The 10,680-nt window shown below is 72.3% G+C and carries 11 protein-coding genes and 1 pseudogene; 3 read left to right on the top strand and 9 right to left on the bottom strand.

Annotation, left to right across the window (positions count from 1 at the left end; translation table 11 throughout):
* Nucleotides 1-20: 20 nt before the first annotated feature.
* The 3 genes from GUY61_RS28400 to GUY61_RS28390 form a co-directional block, all read right to left on the bottom strand.
* The gene (locus GUY61_RS28400) at nt 21-374 is read right to left on the bottom strand and encodes a hypothetical protein (protein ID WP_166633113.1); all 354 of its coding nucleotides are present in this window, start codon (nt 372-374) and stop codon (nt 21-23) included.
* Between the two features lie 209 nt (nt 375-583).
* The gene (locus tag GUY61_RS28395; protein WP_166633112.1) at nt 584-1,288 is read right to left on the bottom strand and encodes a response regulator transcription factor; all 705 of its coding nucleotides are present in this window, start codon (nt 1,286-1,288) and stop codon (nt 584-586) included.
* Nucleotides 1,285-2,589 carry an ATP-binding protein gene (locus tag GUY61_RS28390; protein ID WP_208106561.1) on the bottom strand — a complete coding sequence of 435 codons (1,305 nt, stop codon included), beginning with the start codon at nt 2,587-2,589 and terminating at the stop codon, nt 1,285-1,287. The genes GUY61_RS28395 and GUY61_RS28390 overlap by 4 nt, the downstream gene beginning before the upstream one ends.
* Nucleotides 2,590-2,797: 208 nt before the next feature.
* On the opposite strand from GUY61_RS28390, the gene GUY61_RS28385 reads away from it, so the two are divergent.
* Nucleotides 2,798-4,225, top strand: coding sequence for a PspC domain-containing protein (locus GUY61_RS28385; RefSeq protein ID WP_243766809.1), 1,428 nt, complete (start codon nt 2,798-2,800; stop codon nt 4,223-4,225).
* Complete coding sequence (locus GUY61_RS28380; RefSeq protein ID WP_166633109.1) at nt 4,212-4,478, top strand: hypothetical protein; 267 nt, start codon at nt 4,212-4,214, stop codon at nt 4,476-4,478. The genes GUY61_RS28385 and GUY61_RS28380 overlap by 14 nt, the downstream gene beginning before the upstream one ends.
* On the opposite strand, the gene GUY61_RS28375 is transcribed toward GUY61_RS28380, so the two are convergent.
* The 4 genes from GUY61_RS28375 to GUY61_RS28360 form a co-directional block, all read right to left on the bottom strand.
* Nucleotides 4,382-4,921, bottom strand: coding sequence for a DoxX family protein (locus GUY61_RS28375; RefSeq protein WP_166633108.1), 540 nt, complete (start codon nt 4,919-4,921; stop codon nt 4,382-4,384). The genes GUY61_RS28380 and GUY61_RS28375 overlap by 97 nt on opposite strands.
* A 142-nt stretch (nt 4,922-5,063) precedes the next feature.
* Entirely contained in the window at nt 5,064-6,332 is a 1,269-nt protein-coding gene (locus GUY61_RS28370) for a hypothetical protein (RefSeq protein WP_166633107.1), read from the bottom strand.
* 226 nt (nt 6,333-6,558) lie between these two features.
* The gene (locus GUY61_RS28365; protein WP_166633106.1) at nt 6,559-7,332 is read right to left on the bottom strand and encodes a class II aldolase/adducin family protein; all 774 of its coding nucleotides are present in this window, start codon (nt 7,330-7,332) and stop codon (nt 6,559-6,561) included.
* A gap of 61 nt (nt 7,333-7,393) precedes the next feature.
* Entirely contained in the window at nt 7,394-8,167 is a 774-nt protein-coding gene (locus tag GUY61_RS28360; RefSeq protein ID WP_166633105.1) for a cyclopropane-fatty-acyl-phospholipid synthase family protein, read from the bottom strand.
* A 49-nt stretch (nt 8,168-8,216) separates the two neighbouring features.
* On the opposite strand from GUY61_RS28360, the gene GUY61_RS28355 reads away from it, so the two are divergent.
* On the top strand, nt 8,217-8,657 hold the full coding sequence (locus tag GUY61_RS28355) for a cupin domain-containing protein (RefSeq protein ID WP_166633104.1): 441 nt from the start codon (nt 8,217-8,219) through the stop codon (nt 8,655-8,657).
* 3 nt (nt 8,658-8,660) lie between these two features.
* Here GUY61_RS28355 and GUY61_RS28350 read toward each other — a convergent pair.
* Nucleotides 8,661-8,975 (bottom strand): annotated as a pseudogene (locus GUY61_RS28350) (Uma2 family endonuclease); the annotation flags it as partial.
* Between the two features lie 134 nt (nt 8,976-9,109).
* Nucleotides 9,110-10,680, bottom strand: a 1,571-nt coding sequence (gene guaA / locus GUY61_RS28345; RefSeq protein ID WP_166633103.1) for a glutamine-hydrolyzing GMP synthase, incomplete at its 5' end; no start/stop codon positions are given.

Here is a 10,680-nt window from a genome sequence, read left to right as displayed (position 1 = left end):
GGGGTGGGCGGGTGGCTCCGTCAGGTCCAGAGAACCGCGATGAAGATGTTGGTGAGCGTCAGGCCGCCGACCGCCGCGAAGACGCCCTTGCCGACCTTCTCCTCGTCGCGCTTGAGGTAGACGAGGACCAGGATCACGAACAGCACGGCGAGCTTGACACCGATCTTGACGTTGTCGACCGTGCGGTCCTCGGCCTGGTTGAGACCGACCAGGGCCACACCGGTGATCAGCATGGTCAGCGCCCCGTGCAGCATGGCGGGCACGAAGCGCGCGGTGCCGGCGCCCATCGCCTTCATCTGGGTGAGGAACCCGCCGAGCAGCGCGGCGATGCCGACGATGTGCAGACCGACGAAGACATTGATGAGTACGTCCATGCGCCGGAGCCTAACCAGTGCCCCGGCAGGGGCCGTCGGCCAGGTCCGCCTCATCGGCCGCACCGGTCACGGGGCGGGGAAGAGCTTCCCCGCATTCCGGGAGCAATATCCGCACAAGGGACCAGTGGTCGCTCCGGCACGGCTGCGACCGCTGCTCCCGTCCCGTTCGACCACCTCCCGGGCGGGCCCGGCGTCCTCCCCGGGCCCCCTCAGACGAGGCGGCGGGCGGTCGCCCACCGGGTGAGTTCGTGGCGGTTGGAGAGCTGCAGCTTCCGCAGGACCGCGGAGACATGGGACTCGACGGTCTTGACGGAGATGAAGAGCTGCTTGGCGATCTCCTTGTAGGCGTAGCCGCGGGCGATGAGGCGCAGGACCTCGCGCTCGCGCTGGGTGAGGCGGTCGAGGTCCTCGTCGACGGGTGGGGCGTCGGTGGAGGCGAAGGCGTCGAGGACGAAGCCGGCCAGGCGGGGCGAGAAGACCGCGTCGCCGTCCTGGACGCGGAAGACGGAGTCCACGAGGTCGGTGCCGGTGATGGTCTTGGTGACATAGCCGCGGGCGCCGCCGCGGATGACGCCGATGACGTCCTCGGCCGCGTCGGAGACGGAGAGGGCGAGGAAGCGGACGGGGTTCTCGGGGTCGGCCATGAGCGGCGCGGAGCGGCGCAGGACCTCGACGCCGCCGCCGCCCGGGAGGTGGACGTCGAGGAGGACGACCTCGGGGCGGGTGGCGGTGATGACGGCGACGGCCTGGTCCACGTCGGCGGCCTCGCCGACGACCTCGACTCCGGTGCGCTCGGTCTGGCCGATCTCGGCCCGCACGCCGGTACGGAACATCCGGTGGTCGTCCACGAGGACGACCCTCACCCGGCGCCCGGTGTGCTCGGTCGGCCCCGTCTGCTCGGTCTGCTCGGTCATTCGCCCGCCCTCTCCATCTCCAGCTCCACCTCGGTGCCGCCGCCCGGCACCGGGCGCAGCCGCGCCGTGCCTCCGTTGCGCCGCATCCGGCCGATGATCGACTCCCGTACGCCCATCCGGTCCTCGGGGACCGCGTCCGGGTCGAAGCCCGGACCGCGGTCGCGGACCGAGACGAAGACGGTCCGCCCCTCGACCTCCGCGTACACCTGAACGGCCCCTCCGTCGCCACCGTACTTGGCCGCGTTGACCATTGCCTCGCGTGCGGCCTGCATCTGTGCCGTCAGTCTCTCGTCGAGCGGGCAGTCCCCGACGACCACGACCTCGATCGGGACGCCGTGCTTGTCCTCGACCTCGGCGGCGATGGTCTTGACCGCGTCGGCCAGTGTCTCGGGCTCCTGGTCCTCGTCCTTGCCGGTGCCCTCCGGCCGGTAGAGCCAGGCGCGCAGCTCCCGCTCCTGCGCCCGGGCCAGCCGCTTCACCTCGCCCGGGTCCTCGGCGTTGCGCTGGATCAGGGTGAGGGTGTGCAGCACGGAGTCGTGCACATGGGCGGCGACCTCCGCCCGTTCCTGGGCGCGGATGCGCATCAGCCGCTCGTCGGAGAGGTCCTGGGTCATCCGCACGACGTAGGGGCCCGCGAGCAGGGCTATGCCCACCAGCACGGCGAGCGAGGCCTGCAGGACGGCGCCGAGGTGCTTCGCGGAGCCCTGCATGACGACGATGCCGGTGATCCCCGCGCCGACCAGCAGCACGCCGGCGGCGCCGCGGGCCAGCGGCAGCAGCCGGGTGCGGCGGCCGACGGCCATCCAGTGGGCACGGCGGGCGTTGTCGGCCTGCCGCCACACCAGGGCGACACCGGCCCCGATCAGCAGGGCCGGCCAGATGTACGCGTTGGCGGCACGGCCCAGTTGGACGTTCTGGACGAAGACGACGGCCATGACCACCAGGACCAGCAGCGCGAAGATCTGGCCCTTGTCCGGCTTGCGCGCGAGCAGGCGCCGTCTGCCGTCCGGGGCGGACTCGACGGTGAAGTGGCGCTGGGTGTCCGCTCCGACCCCGCCGACGCCCAGCGGAACGACGAACCAGAACACGGCGTACAGCAGCGCCCCGAGGCCGTCGGCGAGGAACAGGGCCGCGAACACGATCCGCACCCACGCGACGGGCAGCCCGAGATGGCCGGCGAGGCCGCGCGCGACACCGCCGAGCATCCGCCCCTCGGCGCTGCGGTACAGCTTGCGCGGGGGCACGTCCTCCGTGTCCGGCGCGCGGGATACCGATGCGCGCGGGGTCGCTGCTGCTGACATGCTCCGATCGTCACACGGACGGCCCCCGCCGGACATCAGGGCGACCCCCTAGTCGTCCCTGATCCCGGGCATGGCCGTCCCTGACCCCGCCCCCGCCGCCGCGGGCCGCGGGAGGGCCGGCGACCCTGACTCCCCCGGGGACGGAATCAGGGATCGACCAGGGTCGCCGGCGCTCCCACCCGGGCCCGGCGCCCGTCACCATGGACGCATGACGGAAGAGCCGATCGCCGACACGGCGCCCGGGACCGGGGGAGCCGGGGCCGGTGCCGTTCAGGAGCCGCAGCCGCAGCCGGTGCGGCGCAGCAGCAGGCACAAGGTCTTCGCCGGCGTGTGCGGCGGGCTGGGCCGGTATTTCGACGTCGACCCGGTGATCTTCCGTATCGTCCTCGCCGTGCTGGCCGCCGCCGGCGGCGTGGGCCTGATCTTCTACGGCTTCGCCTGGTTGTTCGTCCCGGAGGAGAACGAGGACGAGAACGAGGTGCGCCGGCTGCTCACCGGCCGGGTCGAGGGGGCGACGCTGGCGGCGCTGCTGACCGCGCTGGTCGGCTGCGGCTTCTTCCTGTCGATGCTCAACAACGGTGCGGTGCTCGGCTTCGCGGTGATGCTGTGCGCCGCCACCGCGGCCGCGGCGTACTGGTCGCAGAAGCGGCGCCGGCCGGTCCAGGACGGCACGCCCGCGCCGGGGCCGGGGGCGGTGGGCGCGTCCGGCGCGCCGCCGGAGACGCAGGCGCCGCCCGTGCCGGGTGCTCCCTCGTGGTGGCGGGACCCGCTGGTGAAGGACGGCACGACGGGGCCGGCCGGTTCCGGATATCTGTGGGGTCCCGAGGACGCCGCCGACGTCTCCTTCTCGTCCTTCTCGCGCGGGCCGGCGCCCGGCCTGAGCGTCCAGTACGCCCCGCGGAACGGTCATGGGGCGTGGACCGCGCCCCCTGTCCGGCCGCGCGGGCCGCGCTGGATCGGCGGCTGGGTCTTCCTGTTCGCGCTGATCGCCTTCGGGCTCGGCTCTGGGCTGTCCTGGGAGGAGCGGCCGCTGGGGACGAGTCTGGAGACAGGACTGGCGTTCGCGCTGGTGGTGTTCGGCACCGGCATCGCGGTGAGCGCGTTCCTGGGGCGTACGGGCGCCGGGTCCCTCGTGCTGGCGCTGACCACGGCGGGGCTGCTGACCGCTTCGGCCGCGATACCCAAGGACATCGGCACGGACTGGGTGCGCACGGACTGGCGCCCGGCGTCCGCGGCCGACGTCCGTCCGCGGTACGAACTGGGCACGGGCGAGGGAACGCTCGACCTGGGCCGGGTGGACATCGCGCCGGGCAGGACCGTCACCACGGCCGCGGAGGTCGGGGCCGGTCGGCTGCTGGTGATCGTGCCCGGGGACGCGACGGTGCGGCTGGACATCGAGGTGGGGCTCGGGGACGTGCGGCTCCCGGACGACAAGCAGAACGACGTGGACATCTCGCCGGGGCAGGAGAGGACGCTCACGCTTCCGCCGGCGGCCGAGGAGGACGGTACGGGTGCCCGGGACGGGAACACGAAGGACAAGGGCGCGGAGGACGGCGCGGATGCCGGGCCCCGCACGCTCGATCTGCGGCTCGAGGTCGGACTCGGACAGGTGGAGGTGACCCGTGCTGCGTCATGAGTTCCAGCCGGGAAAGCTGGTGGCGGGGCTGGTGCTGCTGGCCGGCGGCATCATGTACGCCGGTGACTCCGGTGACGCCTGGGAGACACCGGCGTGGGCCCTGATCGCCGTGCTGGTCCCGGGCCTGCTGCTGGCCGGCCTGGCCGCGACGATCGGCTACAGCGTGCGCCGCCGTCGTCGTTCTGCCAGGGCGGCGTCCACGGAGAACACCGAGGCCCCGGCGAGCACCAGCGGCAGCCAGGCCATGAGGTAGGCCAGGTCGTTCCCGTAGTAGTAGGGGTCGCTCTGCCAGCTCACCGTCAGCCACAGGCTCAGCGAGATCAGCGCACCGCCGAGGGCCGCCAGCCGGGCCAGGAGTCCGACGAGCGTGCCGACGCCGACGGCGATCTCGCCGAAGGCCATCGCGTAGCCGAAACCCTCGGGGTTCTTCAGCGCCAGGTCGACGAGGGCGGGAACGGCCGCACTGTCCCGCACCTGGTTCATCAGTTCCCCGATCGAGCCCGGCCCGGAGGCCTTTGTGAAGGCCTCATCGGTGATCTTGTCCAGCCCTGCGTAGATGAAGGTGATGCCGAGGAAGAGCCGCAGTGGGAGCAGTGCGTAGCGGGAGGCGGCTTCCCTGAAGCCGCCTCCCTGGGCAGTGCCGACGGCGCTGCCCGTGTCGTATCCGTATCGGTCGGTCCGGTATCCGTGCGCCATGATGTGCGCCGCCCTTCGCTTGACCTGTCAACAGTCCATACGTACGACGGCTTCGCCCGGCTCACCAGGCGTACGCCCGATCCGGGTCGATTCATGACGTCCGTCGGCCCGGTTGGGCCGGCCGGCCCGTGGCCGGGCGCCGTCAGTCGGTGATCTCGATCCGGCAGCGGTTGGACTCGGTGCCCACGGCGGTCACCACCTGCACGTCGACGGTGCCAGGCTCGACCTCCACCGGCACCGGCACGGTGAGCACGGTGTCCGAGGGGTTGGTGAAGCCGCCGGTGACCGGGACGAGCGGCACATGGACATGGACCGCGCCGATCCGTACGGCCAGTCGGCCCAGCAGCTCCGGCGTCTCGGCGCCGGGCGGTACGAAGCCCGTGCCGCGGATCTCGATGTCGTCACCGGTGCGGATCGGGGCGTCGAGATCCCCCGCCTCCCTGGCTCGCACCACCGACAGGACGACCGGCCTGCCGCCCTCGGTGAACTTCCCGGCCAGATAGGTCGCGGCCGAGACGACCATCAGCAGCGCCAGGCCCCACGGCAGGTCGGGCAGTTCCGCGGGCCGCCGCGCCAGCCGTACACAGGCGAAGGCGAGGACGACCCCGCCGACCAGGACGTACTGCGTGTCGGCGAAACTGCCGCGCCCGGAGTCGTCGGTGAGCAGATCGGCGGCGCGGGGCCGTTCGGCGCGCACCTTCTGCAGCCGCCCCTGCCGGGCACGCAGCGAGACGATGCCTCGTGCGGCCACGGTCACGGCGCAGCTCACCGCGAGCACCGTCAGGAGGCCCGCGGACCGCTCGGCCGCGAGCCCGCCGAGCAGCCGGTCCCGCTCGCCGGGCGTCCCCGCGGCGGCCAGTCCGGCGCCGACGACCAGGACGGCGTACCCGGCGAGCAGCACCCACAGCGCGGCCACCGTCCGGGAGGTCGACAGCCGGTTGTCCTCGCCGACGACGGGCGCGAGGACGCCGCCCCGCTCCCGGTGGGCGTACGCGGCGGCACTCAGCGGCACGGCGACCCCGAGCGCGGCCAGCAGCCCCGCCGTGCGGGCGGTCGTCCAGCCCGCCGAGCCGAGTGCGGTCAGCAGTTGCAGCAGGAACAGCAGCGCCGTCCCGCCCCAGACGACGAGCAGCGCCGTCCGCCAGCCCCGCTCGCGGCGGGCCACGCCCGCCTCGCGGGCCCGCTCGACGACGAGCCGGGCCGACTGCGTCAGTTCGTCGGAGACCCACTGCCGTGACGCCCCTGCCGAGTGCGCCACTGCCGCGGGGAGTCCTTTGCCGGCCGCGAGTTCGTCGCGCCGGGCGAGGAATGCCGCCACCGCGCGCCGGTGCCCCTCACGTGCGCCGTGCGGGCAGCCGCCGCAGGCGCAACCCCCGTCGTGCGCACCACGGTCCGCCGTATGCACCGCCACCCGAAAACGCCGCCTTCCCACCCAGTGACCGATCACGTACGACGCTTGCGCCCACCGCTTCCCGGCAGGCGTCGAGCGTCACTGTGATGACTGGGAATTGTGCCGTACAGACCATGCGATCCACCCGGCAGGGCGACCCCGAAAGAGTGATTGACGGTGCGGCGAGTTGACGTCCTGCGGTGATCGGCGCACAGCGGCGATCACCAGCGTCTCGCGGGGCCGGGAGTCAGCCCGGTGACGGTGTGCCGGCGACCCGCTGCCACAGCGGCTGGTAGCTGATCCACGCCGCCAGATCGGTGCCGAGCCGCTCCCTCGTCTCCGTCGCGCTCCGCCGCCCGATGATCACCGGCTTGCCCGCCGCCCGCGCCGCGAGCTGTATCCGGCAGCAGCGTTCCATGCTCAGGAACCACCAGGCGGCCGCGTCCACCGAACTCCCGACCGTCAGCAGCCCGTGGTTGCGCAGGATCAGCGCCTTGCGACCGCCGAGCGCCGCCGCCACCCGCCGCGCCTCCTCCGCATCGACCGACACACCGGTGTACGCGTCGTACAGGGCGTGGTCCTCGTAGAAGGCGCAGGACTCCTGGGTGATGGGTTCGAGCAGTTCCCCGAGGGAGGACAGGGCACCCCCGTAGGGGGAGTGGCTGTGCGCCACGGCCACGACGTCGGGCCTCGCCCGGTGCACTTCCGCGTGCACGGTGAACGCGGCCTGGTTGACGCGGTACCGGCCCTCGACGACCTGTCCGCGCCCGTCGACCAGGACCAGGTCCCCGGGGGTGAGGTCCGAGAACGCCAGCCCGAACGGATTCGCCCAGCAGTAGTCCCCGAACTCCGGGTCGCGCACGGTGAGGAGGCCGGCGACGCCCTCGTCGAAGCCGTACCGGCCGAAGAGACGCAGCGCCCCGGCGAGCCGCTCCTTGCGGTACTCCCGCTCCCGCGCGGCCGACTCGTGCACGGGCGGCATCTCGAGGTGCAGCTTCTCGACGGGTATCGGCTCGTGCATCCGCGCCCCTTCCGTATGCGGGTGCCGAAAGTACCCCCGGGCGCCGCGAGTGAACAGGGTCTCAGCCGCCCAGGACGAGATAGGCGAGGCCCAGGACGCCCCGGTAGCCCCCGAGATAGTCCTCGCGCCGCCGGTCGGCGTGGGCGAGGACCTTCGCCCGCAGCGGATGCCCCGGGTTCTGCCGGGCCCACTGCTCGGCCCGCCCCGGCTGGGAGTGCGACTCGAAGAGGTCCCATTCCCGCTCGTCGGCGACCGTCACCTGGAGCGGTCGCAGCCCGGCCGCGCCGGCCCGGCGCACCAGTCCGGCCAGGCTCCCGAACTCGTCGCGCTCCGCGCCCAGCCCCTCCAGCGCGGCCGTGTCCGGCTCCCGGGCCCAGAAGCCGTCCCCGTACAGCGCGACACCGCCGGGCCGCAGCGCCGCCCTTACGGCCTTCAGCGCCTCGTCCGTCGACCCGGGCCAGGCGTGCGCGGAACCCACGCACAGCACCACGTCGTAGCCCTGCCCGGCCCACTCGGCGGCGGGGCTCCTGTGGAACCGCACACGCTCGTCGAGACCCCGCTCACCGGCGAGCCTCTCACCCCTGGCCAGCGCGTCCTCGTCGGTGTCCACACCGTCCCCGGTGGCACCGGGTGCGGAGTCCACCACCCGCATCAGCAACTCGCCCCATCCGCAGCCGAGATCGAGGGCACGGCCGCCGGGCGGCAGCGCGCACGCCCTGACGAGGAGCCCGGCGTGCTCCTCGCTCAGCGGGGTGTTCCAGCGCAGCAGCGGATTGCTGGGGGCGGCGAGCAACCGCCGGATCAGAGAGGCATTTTCGTCGTCATGGGGCGCCATGCGGGGAAACCCTAGGCGCCGCGACGACCGGCCGCACAGAATTGGCGGCATGACGGAGAAGATCTCGAAGCGGTCGGAGCTGGTGGAGCTGCTGGGGCTCGAGCCCCATGTGGAGGGCGGCTGGTTCCGCGAAACCTGGCGTACGGCGGCCGAGTTCACCCCACCCGGCTACCCGGGCCCGCGTGCCTCCGCCACCGGGATCTACTTCCTGCTCCACCCCGGCGAAGTCTCCCGCCCCCACCTCGTCCGCTCCGACGAGCTCTGGCTCTGGCACCGCGGCGGCCCGCTGCGGCTGCGCGTCGACGGCACCGAATCCGTGCTGGGCCCCCGCGTCGAGAACGGCGAACGGCCGCAGCTCCTCGTCCCCGGCGGCGCCTGGCAGTCCGCCGAACCCGCCGGCGACGAGCCGGTGCTGGTGAGCTGCGTTGTCTCGCCGGGGTTCCACTACGAGGACTTCACCCTGGGGCAGGAGCCCGGTTCCGGGTCATGAGGCTCAGAGATTGTCGATCTCGGTGAGGTCGATGTCGATGTCGATGTCGAAGGGAACCTGGAGCTTGAGCTGTGTGCGGTGCATGCCGCTGAAAATGTACGCCTTGGTCACCGGGTCGAGCTCGTAGACGTAGACGACCGGCTCGTCGTTTTCCCCACCCATCTCGACCCGCCAGTAGTTCGGGATGCCTGCGGCGGCGTACTTGTGGGGCTTGGTGTCGCGGTCACGGGACTCGGAGTCCGGCGAGACCACCTCGACGGCGAGCAGCACGTCCGCAGCGTGGAAGTAGGCGCGGAGGCAGCGGCGGGCAGCGGCTCGGCGGTCATGATTCCTCCCATGGACGGGATCCTGCACCGTACGGACAGCGTACCCAGCGGGAACGACGACGCCGCCGCCCAAACGAATGAGCGACGGCGTCGAAGGTTGACCGGTAACCGGTTACGGGAGGTGGGTCACTCCCACTCGATGGTGCCCGGCGGCTTGCTGGTCACGTCCAGGACGACGCGGTTGACGTCCTTCACCTCGTTGGTGATGCGGGTCGAGATGCGCCCGAGCACGTCGTACGGCAGGCGCGACCAGTCGGCGGTCATCGCGTCCTCGGACGAGACGGGCCGCAGCACGATCGGGTGGCCGTAGGTACGGCCGTCGCCCTGGACCCCGACACTGCGCACATCGGCCAGGAGTACGACCGGGCACTGCCAGATGTCGCGGTCGAGGCCGGCCGCCGTGAGCTCCTCGCGGGCGATGGCGTCGGCCTCGCGCAGCAGGTCCAGGCGCTCCTTGGTGACCTCGCCGACGATGCGGATGCCGAGGCCGGGTCCGGGGAAGGGCTGGCGCTGGACGATCTCCTCCGGCAGGCCGAGTTCCTGGCCGACCATCCGGACCTCGTCCTTGAACAGCTTGCGCAGCGGCTCGATCAGCTTGAACTCGAGGTCCTCGGGCAGCCCGCCCACGTTGTGGTGGGACTTGATGTTCGCCGTGCCGGTGCCGCCGCCGGACTCGACGACGTCCGGGTACAGCGTGCCCTGGACCAGGAACTCGACGGGCTCGTCGGAGCCGGAGGCCTCGGAGATGATCTCGGCCTGCGCCTGCTCGAAGACCCGGATGAACTCGCGGCCGATGATCTTCCGCTTCTGCTCGGGGTCGGAGACCCCCGCGAGCGCATCGAGGAACCGCTCCTCCGCGTCCACGACCTTCAGCTGCACGCCGGTCGCCGCGACGAAGTCCTTCTCGACCTGCTCGGTCTCGCCCTTGCGCATCAGGCCGTGGTCGACGTACACGCAGGTCAGCTGGGAGCCGATGGCCTTCTGGACGAGGGCGGCGGCCACCGCGGAGTCCACGCCGCCGGACAGCCCGCAGATGGCACGCCTGTTGCCGACCTGCTCGCGGATCGCGGCGACCTGCTCGTCGATGACGTTGCCGGTCGTCCAGGTCGGGGACAGGCCCGCGCCCCGGTAGAGGAAGTGCTCGAGGATCTGCTGCCCGTGCGTGGAGTGCATCACCTCGGGGTGGTACTGCACGCCGTACAGCTTCTTCTCGTCGTTCTCGAAGGCGGCGACCGGCACGACGTCCGTGGACGCCGTCACCGTGAAGCCCTCGGGCGCGGCCGAGCAGGCGTCGCCGTGCGACATCCACACGGACTGCTCGTCGGGGGTGCCCTCGAAGAGGGTGGAGCCGGACTTGCAGACGTGCAGCGGCGTACGGCCGTACTCGCGCGCTCCGGTGTTGTCGACCGTGCCGCCGAGGGTCGTCGCCATCAGCTGGAAGCCGTAGCACATGCCGAAGACGGGTACGCCGGCCTCGAACAGTGCCGGGTCGACGGACGGGGCGCCCTCGGCGTACACCGACGAGGGACCGCCGGAGAGGATGATCGCCGCAGGGTTCCTGGCGAGCATCTCCGCGACCGGCATGGTGCTGGGGACGATCTCGCTGTAGACCCGGGCCTCGCGGACGCGACGGGCGATGAGCTGGGCGTACTGCGCGCCGAAGTCGACGACGAGGACGACCTCGGGCGTGGCGGGGG

It is taken from the genome of Streptomyces sp. GC420, from assembly GCF_009916105.1.
Lineage (GTDB): Bacteria > Actinomycetota > Actinomycetes > Streptomycetales > Streptomycetaceae > Streptomyces.
This window is presented reverse-complemented; position numbering and strand designations above follow the sequence as displayed.